Here is a 19439-nt window from a genome sequence, read left to right on the forward strand (position 1 = left end):
ACTAGTATTATAGCAGATTTCTACTCTAGTGTAAACCAAAAACAAGTCCGAAACAGGTGTTTCAGACTTGTTGCAAATCCTTTCAAAGAAAGGTGACTGTTATGGGCGTTTTACAACCTTTGGTTTTTTCCCATTTAATTTTCTCTTAGCAGCTTTAACCTCAGCTAATACCGCCTTGACTTCCTGTTGACTGGCACCAGGATTAGCCAGTACAGCTTGAGCGCGGATAAAGGCTTGTAGGTAGTTCACCTTCACCTTATCTGCTGCATAGATAAACTTCGCATTCTTAGCTTGGAACTGGAGTTCTGCCGCAATCAATTTCTTCAGACTTGAGAAATCAGTTGTTTTACCATTTAACTGTTGATCAGCCGCCTGGTAGTTCGCAAGTGCTTGGTTGATTTGCTCTTGTGTCACACCTTCACGGACGAGCAAGAGAGCCAATGCCTTAAAGCTTTGGTCAAAGGCACGTCGAGCAGAATCCTTAGCGTTGGCATAACGACCTGTTTTTGAGGTTACATCATAGGCAGCAATGGCTGATTTTAGCGCTGTAAAATCAGACTCTTTCCCATCTAATTGACTCGTAACCAATCCAAGATTTGAAAAGATTTGGTTAACTTCTGCTTGTGATAACTTAGCCGCAAGAGCTTTCTGAGCTTCTTGATAAGCTGCATCATAAGCTAAACGTTTTTCACTCGTTGCATTAAAGTACTGAGGAGTGCTGGTCAAGTTAGCTTGTTGAGCCAACAATTGCAACAATTGGGTCTTAATGACTACAGAAAGTTTTGCGAGATTGTTTTGGTCTGCTAGAACGGTCACAGTCGGTGCATCCTCAAACAACTCATAACCTGTTGGTAGACTGACTGAAATCGTGTATGTTCCAACTGGGACATCTTTTCCAAAAGCATTCTTGCCATAGCGTTGAACTGGAAGAACAAAGGTTTCACCAGCTTGATTTTTCAAGACAACTGGTGTTGTTCTTGGTACTGCTTGATCAAAGACTAGGCTCAAAGGTGCAGTGACAATCTCTTTGGCCAAGAATTCGATGGTCTTAAAGCTGTCCTCTGCAGTGATTTCAAATTTCTGAGTTCGTTGGCTGACAAGTTTCAGATCTGATTTGTCATAGGCAAAGAGTTCTGCCACGTAGCTACCAAACTTAAGGAAATTGATTTCTTTCCCTTTGTCTAAGTTGACATACTGTCCTTGATCATCCTTGATACGGTAGACAAAATCGGTATCTAATTCTTTATGTGTATCGGCATCTAGGACTGACACCTTAATCCGGCCACTATCTTCACTACCAGCAAAATCAGAAAGAGAAGCAAAGTCGCGGTTTCCAGCGTAGTCTTCTACCACATAGTAAAGTAAGTCTTTACTGATTCCTTCTGGAAGAGTATAGCCACCGTCCTCATTTGCCGTTAAATAGACACGGTTTTCAAAGCGGCTAGTCTTCCCTAGGACATCTTTCCCCTCCTTAACCAGGTTTCCTTCTTCATCAAAGGCCTTGACATAGAAGACTTGCTCTCGTAAGATTCCACCGTTGCCAATATCTTTTGTTTTACGAGCATAGAAGGTTTCTACTCCATCCTTCTTGGTCGTATAACCTGAAGTCAAGACTGGTTTTTGGGTGTCAATTTGGAGGTTAAAGCGAACAACTTGCTCCTCTGCTCCTGGAACTGCTGGCGTATAACGAACCTCATAGACATAGTGACCATCCGCCACCTTTTCACCCTTGGCATCCGTTCCTTCCCAAGCCGAGTTGTCGACTAGATAAGATCGTTTCCCACGTCCATCAAAGTAATTCTTACGAGCAGAGAAAGCTCCTGTACTTGTCCAAATTGGGTTAGCAAAAGCTTGATCATCTGCCTTGTAGACAGCCGCTTTCATATTATTTAGGTTTCGCAAGACGACTGCACGGTACTGCACGTAATCTTTGTTTCCATCTCCATCTGGAGAAATAGCCAGACGGACATTGCCATCAGCATCCAAATGGAGGACGTTCAAACCTTCTGGTGTTTCCACTGTTCCAAGAACGATTGGGCTTCGTTCTGCTGTTTCCTTCTTAGCAGTCGTATAGAGCACATCATTCGTGTTTGAAACTAAAGAGGTGACGTTTGCATTCGATGGCACGTGTTTGGTTTCTGGGACATCATAGTAGAATCCTGATTTCCCTTCTCTTACCAAGTTGTAGATTGGTTTTTCAACCGCAGGGATATCTTGGAAAGAACCACGGAAGCCCATAAATGGGATGCTAACCACATCGCCATCATCTGCAGGGTCCACAAAGCGAACAAATCCTTCTAGGAAGTAACCGTTCGGCATCAATTTAGTCAATTCTTCTGCAAACTTAGATGCATCGACAGTCACCGTCACTGTCTGACTACTATGGGCTTTTACAGTTACATTTGGCCATACAGTCTCTGTTAATTTCCGTGGCTTCAAGGTAAAGTGATCGTCTTTTACATCGTCGGTAGTGGTATTCACAATCATCTTCAACTCTCTGTCAGTATCAGAAATATTATGAACGGTCACATCAAAACTGAATCGATCTTCCACATTACCAAGAGTTACGCTTGGGTATGCATCTTCATTCGTTACATATAAATCTGTTGAGACGGCTGCAGCAGTATCTACAATCCCTGCCCCTTGTTGACGTACTGAAGTGTAGGCGCCCGTTTCTTTGTTAAAGTGCGGTTTTGCAGTTGACATGATCAAGGCCTTGACCGTTGCAGATAGCTCCTCTGGTGAAAGTTCTGGATGGTGAGCTTGGAGGTATTCCTTCACCAAAGCCGATACCCCAGCCACATGAGGAGAGGCCATACTGGTTCCACTCATACTGCCATAGCTATTGTCATTTAGTGAAGAGAAGATTGATCCACCAGGTGCTGTGACATCTGGTTTCAATTGTCCATCCGTTGACACTCCCCAACTAGAGAATTCAGACATTTTTCCTGCGTCAGGGTTTGGACGGTTATCCAGACTGCCATCAAAGACTATCTTGTAGTCTTTGTCTTTGATCGCTTCTCCATAGCGCTTAGAAATAAATACCGCAGGAATCTTTCTCGCATCGCCTTCGAGGCCCATTTTGACATTCGCGCCTTCGACACTATTGTAAATGAGGGCGCCAATCGCTCCTTTTTTATAGACATTAGCGACCTTATCTGAGAAGGTGATTTCACCACGTTTGATGAGGGCGACTTTACCAGTCAAATCGAGACCTTCTAAATCACTCTCACGCCCCAAACCAGCATCCACATAGTCATATTCTTTCCCATTTTCAAAATTAGCATCTGTTTCAGCTGCTGTATAGGTAAACTTCCCTTTATCCAAGTCGGCATTGTCTTCCAAACCACGTACTGTAAAGACTTCTTCTGTTACAAATGAATCATTTACTGAGGCAACTGAAATAGACTCTTCTACGGTTGAAGGACTACCCACGACACCGTAATCAGGGTTTTCAGCACTTGGGTTGTCATAACCGTATCCATAGGTATTGCTATTACCTGCCGCGATAATGACGCTAACTCCTTTTGCGCGTGCTCGTTGGATTGCTTCTCTGACAGCAGGACTAGCATTCACTGTAGATCCTGTCCCAGATCCTAAACTCATATTAATGACATCGGCTCCCAATGCCACTGCGTCATCAATCGCTTTTACATAGACAACATCGCTGGTGGATCCACTACGATCAGAGAAAACCCGCATAAACATCACTTGGGCTTCTGGAGCAACTCCATATACGTAGTTGCCATCCCCAGCTTTTTTGTCAGGGTTCCCAGTCGCGATCCCTGTTACGTGCATACCGTGTGAATCATGGTCTTTTTCTTTGATATTGTCATCTCCGTCCATATAATCATAGGCAAAGACGACCTTATCGTTGTACCATTTTCCGTAGTCAATTCCCGCTGCTTTTTTAGCAGCTTCTAATTCTGTTTGATTTTTGAATTTCCCTTTTGTAGGATCTGAAATCCGCAACACTTCATGGTAGACATCTAAACCAGAGTCAATGACTGCAACAACAGTCCCTTCACCCTTGTAGCCTTTTTCCCAAGTTTGGGGCACATTAATAATCGTATTGCTGCTGATACTTAATGGCTTATCTTCAGCTTTCTTTTCGGTTCTTGCTTCCGATACAGGTTTAGCCTCACTCTTCTCCTCTGTTGAAGAAGGTTTTGCTTCTGTTTTTTCCTGTCCTTCGGATGCTTTTTCTCCAGTTTTTTCTACAGTTTTTTCTTCGGTTTTAGTTACGACTTCCGCTTGCTTTTCAGTAGCTTGAGCCTCTGTTTTTGCTTCCTGCGCAAGGACTTGGCTATCTGATTCGACAGATGGACTTGTTGCCTCTTTTTCTGAAGAGGCTGGCTCGTTAACAACTTTACCATTTTCAACTACTGAGCCTGCAGTCTGCTCACTTGCCTGATTCGTTACAGGAGACGCAGACTCACTTGGCGATACTGGATTTGCTTCTGCAGATGCAACGACTGCAGTCTCTGGCTGTTTCGCTTCATCAGCACTTACATTCCCTGCTCCAAAGACAAGAACAAATCCTAACAGCACCGATGCAACACCAAACTTATATTTTCTCAATGAGAAACGCTGTTTACTCATAAAATTCCCCCTATATACTAAATTATTCTTATTATACTCCTAATTTTTCAGAAAATTCACTCAACATTAACTTTGTTATCAAATTGTAATATTTCCGCACGATATCTTTAATTAGTTATTTTTCGTTTGCTTTTTGTGGTTTCGATATTCAAATACTTAGATAACTAAAACAAATTGTTCGTTTTTCCATCTTATTACACAAAAAAGACAGCGAGAGTAACCTCTCACTGTCTATAAATAAACGATCTTAAAAGTCTTTAGTGTCTGGGTCTGGTGCTCCCGCCTCTACTGGGATCTTCCGAAGGAGCTCACAGTCTTCTGGGGATAATGCAATCGCAAAGCATTGTAGGTTACTTGCAATGCGCTCAGGAGTCACTGACTTGGGCAAAGGTAAAAATCCTTCTGCTAGACTCCAAGCTAAGAGAAGCTGGGCTGGTGTCACGTCATACTGTTTAGCCAGTGTAAGAACTGTCTCATTTTGGAACAGCTCTCCTTGGCCAAATGGTCCCCATGCCTCCAATATAATTCCTTTATCACGACAATAACGGACCACTTCCTCTTGATAGACTCCAGGGGCCAAGCGGATCTGATTGACCGCCGGAAAAACTTTGGCACTCTCTAACAAAGCATCCAGGTGATGGGGCAGGAAGTTACTCACACCAATAGAGCGAATCTTTCCCTCTGCCTGCATATCTTCCATGGCTCTCCAAACCTCACGATTCCGTTCTTTCCAGGCCTCATTTTCTCGGTGGGTCACAGGATTTGGCCAGTGGATTAAATACAAATCGATAAAGTCTAGTCCCAATTTGTGCAAAGATTCTTCTAGGCCATTGAAAGCATCCTCATAGGTATGACGATTATTCCACAACTTGGTCGTTACAAAAAGTTCTTCTCTTGGAATACCACTATCCCGGATAGCCTTTCCGACGCTTTCTTCGTTTTGATAGATGGCTGCCGTATCAATATGGCGATAGCCCGCTTCTAAGGCTGTTTTTACTGCTTGATAAGCTTCTTCGCCATCTTTCGCCTTCCAAGTACCAAAACCTAGTACAGGAATTTGGCGTCCATCATTTAGTTTGTAGCTCTTCATCTTATTGCCCGTCACTTTCCTTTGTTTTTTTTACCAGACTTAGAAGTCTTCGCATTCAAGCGCAACTTTGGCTTAAAGATATTTTCCTTAGGTTGCACCATCGACTTACTAAAAAAGGCGTAGAGTAAAAAGGCACTACCTGCCACTAGAATGACGGGACTACGGCGTAACATACCATAGATAAAGAAAAACAACCCCATCAATAAAAAACGTACATTTATCTTATGCATAAAACTACCTCGCGATTCAATTAATTTCATTATACCATGTATCGGAGCAAAGAGACAAATGGCTAGGCTAAGGAATCCTATTTAAATGAGAGTGGGACAGAAATCGGTCATTCGTTAGAATTCGATTTCGTCGTCCCACCTCCGCACAGTTGAGTAGGGCTGTAAAAGCTGATGTAATCAGCCTAGTAGAGCCCACTCAACCACTGCGTCTTGCTAGACAATCTAAAGACAATTAAGAGGCTAGGACTTTTGTCCCAGCCTCATGGAAGAAATTCAATTTTAAAACTGGTAAAAGAAATCAAAAGCAATCGATTCGTATTTGAACCTATTTTTCACCATTAAGCTTCAAATCGTTTTTGGCCATCCAAGAAGGTTGCTACCAACTCTAAATCTTTATCCAATACAATAAAGTCAGCGTCATAACCCTCACGGATTTGGCCACAGACATCATCAATATGGACGGATTTAGCAGGGTTGAGACTCGCCATCATGACCGCTTCATGAGGATTGGCAATGCCCCACTCAACAACATTCTTCAATCCATCTTTAAGCTTCAAGATCGAACCAGCCAGGTTCCCTGTCGATTTCAAACGGGCTGTTCCATTTTCTACGACAACAGGGAATTCACCCAACATGTAGTCGCCATCTTCCAAGCCACCAGCTGTCATACAGTCAGTGATCAAAGCGATATTTTCCACTCCTTTTTGTTTGAGGAGAATATCACAGGCTTTTGGATCAACGTGATGGCCATCACAGATTAACTCTGCATAAGTATGAGGAAGTTGGTACATAGCCCCAACCATTCCAAGCTCACGGTGCGTCAAGCCACGCATTCCGTTATAGGCATGCACCCAGACACTAGCTCCAGCATCCACTGCTTTTTTGGCTTCGTCAAAGGTTGCATTGGAGTGCCCAAGCGCAACCGTCACCCCTTCTCCTGTTACTGTACGGACAAAGTCTTCTACACCTTCCCGCTCAGGAGCAAGGGCAATTTTATTGAGCAAGCCGTTGGCTGCTTTTTGCCATGCACGGAATTCATCCATCCGAGGATCTTTCATATAGGCTGGATTTTGAGCTCCCTTGTACTTCTCTGTAAAGTAAGGTCCTTCAAAGTAAATCCCACGAATCTTTGCACCGGAAGCTTCTTGGTATCGTGCGCCAATGTTTTCAGTTACTGCTAATAATTGCTCATAAGAAGAGGTCAAAGTTGTTGGCAAAAAGCTAGTAACCCCTGTGCTCAAGAGCCCCTCGCTCATAGTATGAAGGGTCCCCTCAATGTTGTTGTCCATAACGTCAACTCCACCAAATCCATGGATGTGCGTATCGACCAAACCAGGAGCAATACTATAGCCGGTATAGTCCAAAACGGTAGCTCCCTCTGGTAGCTGATCCACATGTTTTCCGAATTTGCCATCGACAATTTCTAGATATCCTCCCTTACGAATTCCATGGGGATAAAAGAATTGATCTGCTTGTATATAGGTTGTCATGGTGATTTCCTTTCTTTTTCTACCGATATATTCATACACATTATAATCCTTTGTGCTACATTTGTAAATGGTCTAGACCTATTTTATTTAAATATATTAATATTCTTTATAAATACAATAAGAAATCCAGTTCTAAAGAACTGGATTTCAGAATATTGACAAACTTTTTCCATAAAATAGATAGATGATTTTTTTAAAAAATTATCTTTTTTGAGAAATTAGGCAGATCTAAAACTTTCCGCTGTGAGAAAAGTGCCTAGATCAATTAAGGTCTAGGTACACGGAATTATTGAGACCTTAGGCTCAATAATTAGTCATGGAACTTCGAAGAAGTTCGCTGACGTCCGTACTCACCTAAGGAAAGTTTTAAAAAAAATGTTATACCAATCTAAAGAGAGTGGGACAAAAATCGGTCACTCGTTAGATTCGATTTCGTCGTCCCACCTCCGCACAGTTGAGTAGGACTGTAAAAGCTGATGAAATCAGCCTAGTAGATCCCTACTCAACCACTGCGTCTTGCTCGACAATCCAAAGACAATTGAGAGGCTAGGACTTTTGTCCCAGCCTCTTTTTGCTTTTTTAGATCTGCTCTAATTGTACCTTCTCTGCTAAATTCATGGCATGGTCTGCAACACGTGTATAGTGAGAGATCATATCAATAAAGTTGACACCTGCTTGAGGTGTACACTCGCCCTTGTTTAGACGAGAAATATGGGTCTTCCGCAATTTCTTTTCGAGCTTTTCAATTGCCTGATGGCGCTGTTCCAACTCTGCTGCCAACTCTTGGTTATCCTCTTCTACACTTCTAAGTGCATCTTTAACAAAAGTAGCAGTTTGTTGGTAGATATCTTCTAATTCAGCCAAGGCATTATCAGAAAACACAACTTTCTTCCGAATGAGGTAGTCCGTCAGGTTGATTAAGGATTCCGCGTGGTCTCCAATCCGCTCTAAATCTCGAGAAGAATCCAAAATATTAGTCAAGGATTCACTTTCTTTTGGACTCAGAGCTTCACTAGACAAGCGGATCAAGTATTTGGTCAACTGATCATCGATGGTATTAATGGCTTCTTCTGTTTTATGGCCTTTTTCAGCTAGCTTTTCTTCTTGATTTACAATGTAGCGATAGGCCAAGTCGAAACTCTTTTCAGCATAGGTTCCTAAATGCAATAGTTCTTTTTTGGCATTTCCTAAAGCAATCGAAGGAGCTTGGGTAATCAGATTTTCATCCAAGTAAAGTGGTTCGTATTTGACCACTTCATCCTCACCAGGAATCAATTTCGTCACAAAGTAAGCCAAAGCTCCAATGAAGGGGAACTGGATGATGGTATTGGTAATATTAAAGGTCCCGTGAGCAAAGGCTATGGTCATCTCGGGAGACAAATGAAGAGTCGTTTCAAACCATTGAATCAAAGATGTAAACGGAACAAGGAAGACAAGACAGATAATGGTTCCGATAACATTAAAGGCTACATGGGCACCCGCCACACGTTTGGCCGCAATATTTGCTCCCAAGGAAGCAATGATGGCTGTAATGGTCGTTCCGATATTATCACCAAAGAGAACTGGGAGAGCCCCTTTAAGGTCAATCAAATGACTAGCATAGAGATTTTGTAAGATACCAATGGTTGCAGAGGAAGCCTGAATCAAAAGAGTTAATCCTGATCCGACAAAGACACCCAAGATAGGACTTTTACTCAACTCCACCATGTAGTCACGAAAAACTTGCAAATCTTTAAGAGGTTCCATAGCCCCACTCATCAAGTTGAGGGCAAAGAAGATACCACCGACACCAAAAACGATTCGTCCAACATTATTAACCAAACGATTTTTGGTAAAGAAGAGACAAATCGCTCCGATAAAAAGCATAGGCAAGGCGTAGTCTCCTAATTTAAAACCAATGATAAAGGAGGTAACAGTAGTTCCAATATTGGCCCCCATAACAATACCAATAGCTTGACGGAGGGTTAGAAGTCCAGCACTCACCAGACCGACCGTAATCACTGTAACCCCTGAACTAGACTGAATCAAAGCAGTCATCCCAATCCCTACTAGAACCCCTAGAAAGGGATTACTCGTATATTTATCAATATAGTATCGAAGGCGATCCCCTGCAGCCTGTTGCAAGCCTTCTCCCATGGTTTTAATACTATAGAGAAAGAGACCCAAGCCACCTAAGAAGTTAAATAAAATGTTCTGCCAATCAATGGACATTTCTTTCCTCCATCATCATTCGATAAAAGTTTACTCACTCTATTTTAAAACATCCACCACTTGGACACAAGTTTTTTTTTGAAATTTCTTCTGAATTTTGTCCTAAAAAAACGATAGACTCTACAAAATCTATCGTTTTGTTCATTATTTTTTATCAAGCTCTCGTAACATTTGATCAATTTTGTTTCCATATTCAATGGATTCATCTTTGATAAAGGTTAAATCCGGAATCTTATATAATTTTAAATTCCGACCTAATTCGCGCTTGATGGTTCCTGTTGCTTTTTCAAGCCCTGTCTGAGCCTTCTGATTATCTGAAGCCAGGTCACTCATAATCGAATAGTAGACCTTAGCCATAGACAAATCGCCTAGCATCTGAACATCCGTAATGGTGACACCTTGAACACGTGGGTCACGAACTTTTTTTTGCAAAATTTCGTTGACTTCACGCTTGATTTCCATCCCTACTCGGTCTGTCCGAAAATGACTTGCCATAGGAACTCCTTTCTGATCTGTCTTTAAAACTAGGAAATGGGAGATTTCTTCTCTTCTTTCCTAGTTAACAGTTTATTTTTTAATTTCTTCCATGATGTAAGCTTCGATGGTATCATCCGTCTTGATATCATTGTAGCCTTCGATCATCAATCCACCTTCGCGACCGTTGGTTACTTCTTTGACATCATCTTTATAATGTTTCAAGCTAGCAAGAGCGCCATCATAAATCACGACACCGTCACGAATGACACGAACTTTGGAATCACGAGTGACCTTACCACTGAGGACCATAAATCCACCAATGGTACCCACTTTAGAGACTTTGAAGGTTTCACGAATAACCGCTTCCCCGATGACTTTCTCTTCAAACTCAGGATCCAACATTCCCTTCATGGCATCTTCCATTTCTTCAATCACTTTGTAGATGATTGAGTGAAGACGGATTTCTACCTCATCAGCTTCAGCTTGCTGACGCGCTTGAGGAGTAGGGCGGACGTTAAATCCAATGATGAAGGCATTTGAAGCTTCTGCGAGGGTAACGTCTGATTCGTTGATAGCACCAACCGCTGAGTGAACGATGGTAACCTTGACACCTTCTACTTCAATCTTTTGAAGGGAAGCAGCAAGGGCTTCAACCGAACCTTGTACATCAGCCTTGATAATGACATTAACAGATTTCACTTCACCAGCCTTCAAAGTATCAAAGAGGTTTTCAAGGCTGACACGATTAGTTGCTTGCCGTTGTTTCAAGAGGGCACGTTTGGCACGTTCTTCACCCGCTGCACGCGCTGATTTTTCATCTTCATAAACCGCAAAATGGTCACCCGCCATCGGCGCTTCGTTTAGACCAGTAATCGAAACTGGTGTGGAAGGACCTGCAACCTTAACCCGACGTCCAAGGTCATTGGTCATGGCACGGACACGCCCGAAAGTATTCCCGACAACGATTGGATCTTGGACATTCAAAGTACCTTGTTGCACAAGAAGAGTTGCAACCGCACCTTTTCCTTTATCCAAACGCGCTTCGATAACGGTACCAATAGCACGGACTGTTGGGTCTGCCTTGAGTTCTTGGATTTCAGCTACAAGAAGGACCGTTTCCAACAACTCATCGATGTTTTGGTTGAACTTGGCTGAGATTTCTACAAATTCAGAATCTCCACCCCAAGCAGTTGACATAACGCCGTGTTCTGCCAATTCTCCAATAACACGTTCTGGATTGGCACCTGGTTTATCAATCTTGTTAATGGCAACGATAATTGGAACGTTAGCCGCTTTTGAGTGGTTAATGGCTTCAATCGTCTGAGGCATAACCCCGTCATCCGCTGCTACGACCAAGATGGTAATATCGGTAACAGATGCACCACGTGCCCGCATAGAGGTGAAGGCTGCGTGTCCAGGTGTATCCAAGAAGGTAATCTTCTTGCCGTTTTCCATGATTTGGTAGGCTCCGATATGCTGGGTGATCCCACCGGCTTCTCCTGTCGCAACCCGTGAGTTACGAAGGGTATCCAAAAGGGTTGTTTTACCATGGTCAACGTGTCCCATAATGGTAACAACTGGTGGACGCTCCACCAATTTATCTGGATTCAAATAACCATCTTCGACGAAGAAGCGCTCGATATCCGCATTATCCACTTCAACCTTTTTCTTAGCTTCAATTCCATAATCCACTAACAGAAGTTCAATGGTATCGCCATCCAAAGATTGGTTTTGTGTCGCCATCACGCCCATCATGAAGAGCTTCTTAACGATTTCTGCCGGCTCACGCTTAATCCGTTTTGCGATTTCCGCAACCGTCATTCCATCTGTGTACTCCAATTCACTTGGCAACTCATGGAATTTACGCTCTGTTACTGGTTTTGGAGCTTCATTGCGGTTATTCTTTCCTTTTTTATTCTTTTTGTTGTTATTCCAGTTACTATTTCTTTGATTTCTCACTTGGTTTTGACTACTTCGATTCTTTTGTTGTTTTCTTGGACCATCTTCTTCACGATCAAAATCTTCACGTTTTTTGTCTGGTCTAGCTTGCTTTTTCCGACGTGTATCAACTGCTGCAGGACTTGGACTCGCTACTGGAGTTGCTTTCACTGGCTCCGCCTTTGGTTGTGAAGCGACAACTTCAGTGGCAACCACTTCTTCGCGCTTACGACGTTGTTGTCGTTCTTGCTCAACCTTGGCTGCCTGGTTTTGCTTGTAGCGTTCTTCACTACCACGTGCATATTCCGCATTTTGCTCTGCCTTTAATGCTGCAGCACGGGCTTTGAAATCAATCTTGGGTGCACCGTTTACTGGATTTGGACGTCCTTGACCATTTCCAGCTTGATCGCGACGACGATCATTCCCTTGATTTCGACGGTCATTCCCTTGATTCTTTCGCTCATTGCGATTTTGGAAACGATCTCCGTCCCGACGGTCGTTTTGTTGTTTTTTAGGTCGATTTCCTTGTTGTTGACGACGTTCAGCTTGCTCTTTCGCACGGGCTTCACGTTCCGCCTTGAAATTACGACTCTTTGGCTTCACAACAGGTGCTACAGCTGTTTCAGTTGTTTTTTCTGTATTGTTTGCAACGGGTTCTTTTGCAACCGGCACAACTTTTACTTGTTTTTCTTCCGTCACTTTAGGAGTTTGAGGAGCCTTTGATGCAAAACTATTCACCAAACGCTCAACAGCTTCACCTTCAATACTAGAAGCGTGACTCTTTACCTCCAACCCTAATTCTTTCGCACGTGTGACGACTTCTTTACTTTCCTTGCCTAGTTCTTTGGCAATCTCATACAATCTTTTCTTAGACAATTGCTGTCCTCCTCTTCTATTCCATAAGAGACCTCATTTTCTTTGAAAATCCAGCATCTGTCACGGCCACAACCTTTCGTGAGCGACCAATGGCAGTGCTTAATTCTAGTGTTGAAAACACGGTTAATACCGGAACGCCATAATAGTGGCATTTATCTGTGATTTTTTTGGTAAGATTGGGAGCGGCATCATCTGCTAGAAAAACTAAGCAAGTCTTTCCTTCTTGAACAGACTTGATAACCAATTCTTCCCCAGAGATAATTTTCCCTGCTCGCTGAGCCAATCCCAATAAATTACTGACTTTTTGCTTATTCAAGGCCTAACTCTCTTCTCTTCACCTTATGATCCACATAAGCAATCAATTCGTCGTAAAAAGCTTCATCCACTTCCATGCTAAAGCTGCGATTGAAGACTTTCTTCTTTTTAGCTTGAAGTGCTTCCTCATTATCCAGTTTGATATAAGCACCACGACCATTTGCTTTCCCAGTCGGATCGATAAAAACTTGACCTTCTTTATTTTTTACGATTCGCAAGAGATCTCGTTTATCGATGACCTCGTTTGAAACAACAGACTTGCGTAAAGGGATTTTTCTTGTCTTTACCATGATTCCCTCCCTATTCGTCTACAGAATCCAAATCACTTTCTACTTCTTCAAAAGCAGGTTCTTGACTTACTTCCATTTCTTCGTACTCACTAGCTGATTTGATATCAATCCGGTAGCCAGTTAAGTGAGCCGCCAAGCGTACGTTTTGACCCCGACGACCGATCGCAAGAGATAGTTTGCTATCTGGCACTACCACAAGGGCATGTTTGCTGTCTTCTTCGTCAAAGATAACTTGATCGACCTCAGCAGGAGCAATGGCATTGTAGATAAATTCTGCTGGATCTGGGACCCACTCAATGACATCAATATTTTCTTCTGTTGGAACCATACGATCCAATTTCTGATCATAGCGAGCTGGGTGGAACTTGCTGGTGATCTTTTTAATATTCGATCCACCACGACCAACGATGGTTCCAATCGCATCCACGTTTGGATTATGGCTACGAACAGCAACTTTGGTCCGGTCGCCAGCTTCACGCGCTACGCTCATGATTTCAACCGTTCCATCGTAAACTTCCGGAATTTCTTGCTCCATTAAACGTTTGATCATTTCTGGATGGCTACGGCTTACGAAAACGTTGACCCCACGAGGATTGTCTTCTACTTTGTAGACAAAGACTTCGATGCGATCATGAGATTGGAAGACTTCACCCGGGATTTGGTCTTGTTTAGACAATTGAGCTTCGATAGACCCTAAATTCACATAGATAAATCGATTATCAAAACGCTCAACCGTTCCACTCATAATTTCATTTTCATGTTCTTTATAAGTGTTATAGGTAATCGCACGAGTTTGCTTGCGCATTTTTTCCATGATGGTTTGTTTGGCAGATTGAGCTGCGACACGACCAAACTCAGCAGGTGCTTCTTCAAATTTGATTTTGTCTCCCAATTCATAGGCAGAGCTAATCGCAAGAGCATCTTTCAAACTAATTTCTAACCGGCTATCAAATACTTCATCCACTACTTCACGAACAGTATAAACGCGGAAGTCACCAGTCTTTTCATTAAATTCGATAGCCGCACTTTCTGCTTGACCATACCGTCTCCGATAAGCCGAACGCAATGATTCTGTGACAGCTTCAATGATATCTTCTTTTTTGATTCCTTTGTCTTCTTCCAAGATGCGAAAAGCATCTAGCATTTCTTTACTCATTCTTTTCTTGCTCTTAGGCTACTAAGAGCCTTCCTTTCTTTTCTGCTATAATTTGACAGCTAGTCTTGCTTTTGAGACAAGACTATAGGGGATTTCAATGGTTTTCTTTCTGGTTTTGTCCATGTATTCCATGGTCAATTGGTCATCTTCGAACTTAAGGAGTGTTCCTTCAATGACCTTTTGTTTATCAACTGCCTTGTACAAGCTGACATGGATATATTGACCCAGAGCTTTTTCCACTGCATCTTTAGTTTTTAAGGGACGCTCCAAACCAGGACTCGTCACTTCTAGGAAGTACTGTTCTGGGAATGGATCTGGTTGAATCTGATCCAACAGAGGACTAATCACTTCTGTTAAATCTGCTGTATCATTCAGGGTAATACCACCTGGCTTATCAACAAAGATACTTAGAACATAATCTCCTCCCATTTTTCCATATTCCACATCCACCAATTCAAATGGAGCTTGGATGGCTGGTTGAAGAATTTCTGTTACTAATTCAACAATTGTTGCGATAGGACAACACCTCCTCACAGACAAGAGGCGAAGATATGTCTTCGCCTCTCCTTTTCTATTCGTTTTAAACATTCTAGCACAAGTTCCGTCAAAATGCAAGAATTTCGCCTTCCTGATTCATCCAGCTATCATCCAAAAGAAAAACGCCTCCCTTTTCAGAAGACGTTGATCCTTACCTAGACTTTAAAATTGTGCCTCAACCCGATAAATGACCTGACCCTTACTTGAAAATTTCTTTTCATATTCGGTCATGACATTTCCCTCAAAATCACTAGCATGAAGATCTAACCAGACACCCTTCAAGGTCATTCCATACTGAGAAAAACTCACCAAACTGTATTCAAAGAGTCCTCGATTGTCCGTCTTGAAATGAATCTCCCCATGCTCTGGTAAAATTTGTTTGAAGGTATCTAAGAAACTCTTGTAGGTTAGACGACGTTTTTCATGGCGTTTCTTCGGCCAAGGATCTGAAAAATTGAGATACAATTGATCAATCTCACCGTCTTCAAAGTAATTGGTCAAGCTATCCCCGTCTACCCAAAGCAACTTGATATTGGGAACGTCAGTTTCTAACACCTTATCCAAAGCGTAGCTTAGTACTGATTTTTGAATATCAATCCCGATATAGTTAATGTCTGGATTTTGTTTGGCCATTCCAGTGATAAAGGCTCCTTTACCGCTTCCCACTTCAATATGAATAGGATGGTCATTTCCAAAAATCTCATGCCACTTCCCTTTGGCTTCTTCTGGCTTCAAAATGACAATTTGTGGATTGGCTTCTAATAATTCGGTTGCACCCTTGCGGTTTCTAACTCTCATGCTTCCTTCCCATATTTTGACCGGAAATTACGCAAGGCATAAATTTCCCGGTTCACATTCTCTAAATCATTGTTTTCATAGTATTTTACAATCTGACAAAGGAAAGAGTATTGACCAAACCAGTACAATTTACCAAATACAGTTTCGTTGTACTTATAGCCGTAATAGACTAACCAATCCTGCCACTGAGAGTCTGGAATGTAGTGACTTAAAACATGAGCCACATCCATCATCCGATCTGTTAAGCGGACAGAATCCCAATCAACCAAATAGATAAATCCACTGTCAGTTTCAATCCAGTTACTGTGACGGACGTCTCCGTGAACAATGGTTGCATAATCTTCTCGAAAAGCTGGAACAGTCTGTCGTAAACTCTTTAATACAGATTGCAAATAATTGTTTTGACGCAAAGCGATTGGCAACTGACTGCTCAAAGAATTTAATAAATCCAATGGCGATTCAGCTGTGTAGCCCAACTTTCTCAATTGTGTCATCAAGGGGCGTGAACGGTGCAAACGAGTCAGGATATGAACCACTTGCTTTTTCCCCATCCCATTTGGAGTTAAAATTTCTCCATTTAACCATTCTTGTGCGCTCATCACATTTCCGTCAGGTAAGCGTCGGCTCCATAAGAGTTGTGGAGCAATTTGTTCTTTAGCTAACCCTGCTAATATTGGAGTCGTATTCATTTTGACAAATACTTTCCCCCCATCCGGATAAGTCCCCATAAAGGCTTTTCCGCTTTTACCAGCAATTGGGGTCAACGTTAGCTCTTTTTCGTTCGAGTCCATCTATTCCTCCGTAAACAGTTTCCCATCTATTTTACTAATTTTAAGGCGTTTCGTCAACTAATCGTCTCACCTTGAAAGGTGCATAGCCATAGGCTAAAAAGGCTGTGAAAGCTAGCAAGGCCAAGACGAGAAGTTTGTCTTCAAAGACCACCAATCCCAGGCCTCCCTCAAGGAGAACGACAAACAAAATCACCGATTGGACTGTTTGAAGAAGCCCTCGTGTTTTAGCACGATTTTCCAAAGGAAAGAGTCGTGTTAAATACTGATAGTCAAAGGCCTTGTAGAGTCCGAGCAATTGAAAAACAAGTAAATAATTCAAGAGCCCCGCGACGGCCACTGCTACTAACGTTTGCGGGATGAAGACAAAGATAGCGATGGATAGTCCTAATAGACGTAGACTCATGGAAAACAGATCCCCATTTCGAAGATAAGAACGGAGATACAGGTTGTTCCAGGTCTTAGCGCTGACTTTCGGAACCATGCTTGTCAGCTTATCTAAATAAGCCCGACGTTTTACGCTGTTAGTCATTCCTTTTACTGTTGTAAAAAGGGCAAAAAATCTTAGAATACTTTGCTTTCTCAGGTTTTCAAGCTCTACGATTCGCTTCCAATCAAGACCCGCCTGGTTATAGAATCTTTTCCCCTTTCCTTGAAAAATAAGAACCTTCAACAAAAAGAGAACAGCCAAATAAACCACCACAATGGTAAGAGACAGTCCTAAAGCCAAAGCCAATGGAACAAACAGGACAAGCACAAAGGTTTGTACAATTCCCCAGAAAATAGTCGCTCGTAAGGTCTGTTGTTTCAAATAGCCTTTCAATTCTTCTTCTTTTACCAGGAGAAAAATCATGTCCGGCTTCTCACAATAGGTTGCGATGGAACCAACCGGAAGCAGAAGCAAAGGAGCTAGGGCAAGTACAATAAGGAGAAGGCTCTTATCTTCTGGTAGGGAGCGCAAAAATTGACTGTACTGAACCGCTAAAAAACCTAGAAAAATCAGGAGAAAAAGGACAAAGTGATCATTAAATACATAGCGAGAATATTTCAAGCACTGATTGCGAAAGGTCGTCTTCCTCTTTTGTAGTACTTCTATCATCGGTCAGCCTCTTTTGTTAGTGCAAGGTAAATCTCATTCAAATCCGCATCTGCCATACCAAATTCTGTCCGCAATTCTGCTAAAGTCCCCTGGGCGCGGACCTGTCCCTTATGGAGGATGACAAAGGCATCGCACATTTTTTCAGCAGAATCCAGAACATGGGTACTCATTAAGATTGATTTTCCTTTCTCTTTCTCTGCATTCAATAGTTGAATTAAATCTGAGATAGCAACTGGATCTAGGCCTAAGAAAGGCTCGTCGACTATAAACAAACTTGGGTCAACAGCAAAGGCACAAATAATCATAACCTTTTGTTTCATCCCCTTAGAAAAATGGACAGGAAACCAATCCAATTTTTCCTCTAGTCGAAATTGCTTCAAGAGAGGAGTCACCCGCGCAAAAACAGCCTCTTGATCCAAATCATAGGCCATAGCTACTGTTTCAATATGCTCACGCAAGGTTAATTCTTCATAAAGACTAGGTGTTTCAGGAATATAACCAATTTTTTGGCGATAAGCACTTGGAGAAGTAGCTAGAGTCAAGCCATCAATCCGGATTTCACCAGCATAGGGACGCAGGAGACCTATAATTTCATTAATGGTCGTTGACTTTCCTGCTCCATTCAAGCCAATCAATCCAATCAATTGACCATCGCCAACCTCAAAACTAACATCTTTTAAGACAGGGATATTGACATAGCCTCCTGTCAGGTTTTTTATTTCTAACATATTTTCTTTGCTTTCTGGTATAATGTTCTTATATTATAACAAAATCTAGCTAAATTGAGGTATATTTATGGTTTCGGATTGTATTTTTTGTAAGATTGTTTCTGGAGACATTCCTGCTTCTAAGGTCTACGAAGATGACCATTTTCTTGCTTTTTTAGATATCTCTCAGGTCACTCCAGGCCATACCCTTGTGATTCCAAAAAAACATGCCCGCAATCTGTTGGAAATGACACCAGATGAAACGGCTGCGCTTTTTAACATCGTTTCAAGAGTCACCAAAAAAGTGGAAGGTGCTACACAGCCTCAAGGAATGAACATCATTAGTAACATGGAAGAAATCGCAGGACAGTCTGTCTTCCACACCCACGTACATATTCTTCCACGCTACTCTCAAGAGGATGACCTAAAGATTGATTTCATTGCCCACGAACCTGATTTTGACCACCTTGCCCAATTAGCCAAGGATATCTCAAACCATTAAAAAGGAGCTTACTATGAAATTAAGAGATCTATTTTGGTTCGCGACTGGAGCAACCATCAGCTATCAACTTGTTAAAAATCGCGAACCACTGAAAAATGAATTCAACGAAACTAAACAACTCACGGATGGAATCCAATCAAACCTTTCAATAATCAAAAAGAATATTGAAATCATCCAAGAGCAAAGAGTCCTTTTAAATCAATTACTGGAAGACTTTTCCTATAAAGCAAGGGTCTTCTCTCAGCAAGCCAATGCTTCTGTAGAACAAATCCAAACTATTTGGTCTGAGAAATCAAATCACGAATAAGCAAAAAAGGTTTTGAGACAGTCGTC

At 42.1% G+C, this 19439-nt stretch carries 17 protein-coding genes; 2 read left to right on the forward strand and 15 right to left on the reverse strand.

Annotated elements, in window-relative coordinates; all coding sequences use genetic code 11:
- Positions 1-99: 99 nt before the first annotated feature.
- From EAI95_RS09675 to EAI95_RS09750, 15 genes are all read right to left on the reverse strand, one after another.
- The gene (locus EAI95_RS09675; RefSeq protein ID WP_129822853.1) at positions 100-4602 is read right to left on the reverse strand and encodes a S8 family serine peptidase; all 4503 of its coding nucleotides are present in this window, start codon (positions 4600-4602) and stop codon (positions 100-102) included.
- A 247-nt stretch (positions 4603-4849) separates the two neighbouring features.
- Positions 4850-5692: an aldo/keto reductase gene (locus EAI95_RS09680; RefSeq protein ID WP_129822855.1), complete on the reverse strand. Its 843-nt coding sequence runs from the start codon at positions 5690-5692 to the stop codon at positions 4850-4852.
- Between the two features lie 11 nt (positions 5693-5703).
- The gene (locus tag EAI95_RS09685) at positions 5704-5922 is read right to left on the reverse strand and encodes a hypothetical protein (RefSeq protein ID WP_042507434.1); all 219 of its coding nucleotides are present in this window, start codon (positions 5920-5922) and stop codon (positions 5704-5706) included.
- Between the two features lie 338 nt (positions 5923-6260).
- On the reverse strand, positions 6261-7412 hold the full coding sequence (gene nagA, locus EAI95_RS09695) for an N-acetylglucosamine-6-phosphate deacetylase (protein WP_120701211.1): 1152 nt from the start codon (positions 7410-7412) through the stop codon (positions 6261-6263).
- A gap of 579 nt (positions 7413-7991) precedes the next feature.
- Positions 7992-9623 (reverse strand): Na/Pi cotransporter family protein, encoded by a 1632-nt coding sequence (locus EAI95_RS09700; RefSeq protein WP_023022293.1) that lies wholly within the window; start codon positions 9621-9623, stop codon positions 7992-7994.
- 144 nt (positions 9624-9767) lie between these two features.
- Positions 9768-10118: a 30S ribosome-binding factor RbfA gene (rbfA, locus tag EAI95_RS09705; RefSeq protein WP_023022291.1), complete on the reverse strand. Its 351-nt coding sequence runs from the start codon at positions 10116-10118 to the stop codon at positions 9768-9770.
- Positions 10119-10190: 72 nt separating this feature from the next.
- Positions 10191-12914: a translation initiation factor IF-2 gene (infB, locus tag EAI95_RS09710; protein ID WP_023022289.1), complete on the reverse strand. Its 2724-nt coding sequence runs from the start codon at positions 12912-12914 to the stop codon at positions 10191-10193.
- A 16-nt stretch (positions 12915-12930) separates the two neighbouring features.
- Positions 12931-13230: a YlxQ-related RNA-binding protein gene (locus EAI95_RS09715; RefSeq protein ID WP_023022287.1), complete on the reverse strand. Its 300-nt coding sequence runs from the start codon at positions 13228-13230 to the stop codon at positions 12931-12933.
- Complete coding sequence (locus tag EAI95_RS09720) at positions 13223-13519, reverse strand: YlxR family protein (protein WP_006596879.1); 297 nt, start codon at positions 13517-13519, stop codon at positions 13223-13225. The genes EAI95_RS09715 and EAI95_RS09720 overlap by 8 nt, the downstream gene beginning before the upstream one ends.
- Positions 13520-13529: 10 nt before the next feature.
- Complete coding sequence (nusA, locus tag EAI95_RS09725) at positions 13530-14675, reverse strand: transcription termination factor NusA (RefSeq protein WP_129822857.1); 1146 nt, start codon at positions 14673-14675, stop codon at positions 13530-13532.
- A 45-nt stretch (positions 14676-14720) separates the two neighbouring features.
- A complete protein-coding gene (gene rimP / locus EAI95_RS09730) occupies positions 14721-15209 on the reverse strand; it encodes a ribosome maturation factor RimP (protein ID WP_193389713.1) in 489 nt (162 codons plus the stop codon).
- A 165-nt stretch (positions 15210-15374) separates the two neighbouring features.
- The gene (trmB, locus tag EAI95_RS09735; protein ID WP_129822859.1) at positions 15375-16010 is read right to left on the reverse strand and encodes a tRNA (guanosine(46)-N7)-methyltransferase TrmB; all 636 of its coding nucleotides are present in this window, start codon (positions 16008-16010) and stop codon (positions 15375-15377) included.
- Positions 16007-16801 carry a phosphotransferase family protein gene (locus tag EAI95_RS09740; RefSeq protein WP_023022280.1) on the reverse strand — a complete coding sequence of 265 codons (795 nt, stop codon included), beginning with the start codon at positions 16799-16801 and terminating at the stop codon, positions 16007-16009. Before EAI95_RS09740 ends, trmB begins: the two co-directional genes overlap by 4 nt.
- 40 nt (positions 16802-16841) lie before the next feature.
- Entirely contained in the window at positions 16842-17897 is a 1056-nt protein-coding gene (locus EAI95_RS09745) for an ABC transporter permease (protein WP_129822861.1), read from the reverse strand.
- Complete coding sequence (locus tag EAI95_RS09750; RefSeq protein WP_129822863.1) at positions 17894-18625, reverse strand: ABC transporter ATP-binding protein; 732 nt, start codon at positions 18623-18625, stop codon at positions 17894-17896. Before EAI95_RS09750 ends, EAI95_RS09745 begins: the two co-directional genes overlap by 4 nt.
- Before the next feature lie 67 nt (positions 18626-18692).
- Here EAI95_RS09750 and EAI95_RS09755 point away from each other — a divergent pair, with 67 nt between their 5' ends.
- Positions 18693-19106 carry an HIT family protein gene (locus EAI95_RS09755; RefSeq protein ID WP_129822865.1) on the forward strand — a complete coding sequence of 138 codons (414 nt, stop codon included), beginning with the start codon at positions 18693-18695 and terminating at the stop codon, positions 19104-19106.
- Positions 19107-19119: 13 nt separating this feature from the next.
- Entirely contained in the window at positions 19120-19413 is a 294-nt protein-coding gene (locus tag EAI95_RS09760; RefSeq protein WP_129822867.1) for a hypothetical protein, read from the forward strand.
- The last annotated feature ends 26 nt before the right edge of the window (positions 19414-19439 follow it).

The sequence above is a fragment of the Streptococcus sp. bf_0095 genome (assembly GCF_004166885.1).
GTDB lineage: Bacteria > Bacillota > Bacilli > Lactobacillales > Streptococcaceae > Streptococcus.

Coding starts and splice junctions, on each gene's coding strand:
- EAI95_RS09760 (WP_129822867.1), top strand. CDS start 19,120: ATGAAATTAAGAGATCTATTTTGGTTCGCGACTGGAGCAACCATCAGC.
- EAI95_RS09745 (WP_129822861.1), bottom strand. CDS start 17,897: ATGATAGAAGTACTACAAAAGAGGAAGACGACCTTTCGCAATCAGTGC.
- trmB (WP_129822859.1), bottom strand. CDS start 16,010: ATGAGAGTTAGAAACCGCAAGGGTGCAACCGAATTATTAGAAGCCAAT.
- EAI95_RS09720 (WP_006596879.1), bottom strand. CDS start 13,519: ATGGTAAAGACAAGAAAAATCCCTTTACGCAAGTCTGTTGTTTCAAAC.
- EAI95_RS09755 (WP_129822865.1), top strand. CDS start 18,693: ATGGTTTCGGATTGTATTTTTTGTAAGATTGTTTCTGGAGACATTCCT.
- nusA (WP_129822857.1), bottom strand. CDS start 14,675: ATGAGTAAAGAAATGCTAGATGCTTTTCGCATCTTGGAAGAAGACAAA.
- EAI95_RS09750 (WP_129822863.1), bottom strand. CDS start 18,625: ATGTTAGAAATAAAAAACCTGACAGGAGGCTATGTCAATATCCCTGTC.
- rbfA (WP_023022291.1), bottom strand. CDS start 10,118: ATGGCAAGTCATTTTCGGACAGACCGAGTAGGGATGGAAATCAAGCGT.
- EAI95_RS09680 (WP_129822855.1), bottom strand. CDS start 5,692: ATGAAGAGCTACAAACTAAATGATGGACGCCAAATTCCTGTACTAGGT.
- EAI95_RS09700 (WP_023022293.1), bottom strand. CDS start 9,623: ATGTCCATTGATTGGCAGAACATTTTATTTAACTTCTTAGGTGGCTTG.
- nagA (WP_120701211.1), bottom strand. CDS start 7,412: ATGACAACCTATATACAAGCAGATCAATTCTTTTATCCCCATGGAATT.
- EAI95_RS09740 (WP_023022280.1), bottom strand. CDS start 16,801: ATGGACTCGAACGAAAAAGAGCTAACGTTGACCCCAATTGCTGGTAAA.
- EAI95_RS09675 (WP_129822853.1), bottom strand. CDS start 4,602: ATGAGTAAACAGCGTTTCTCATTGAGAAAATATAAGTTTGGTGTTGCA.
- EAI95_RS09685 (WP_042507434.1), bottom strand. CDS start 5,922: ATGCATAAGATAAATGTACGTTTTTTATTGATGGGGTTGTTTTTCTTT.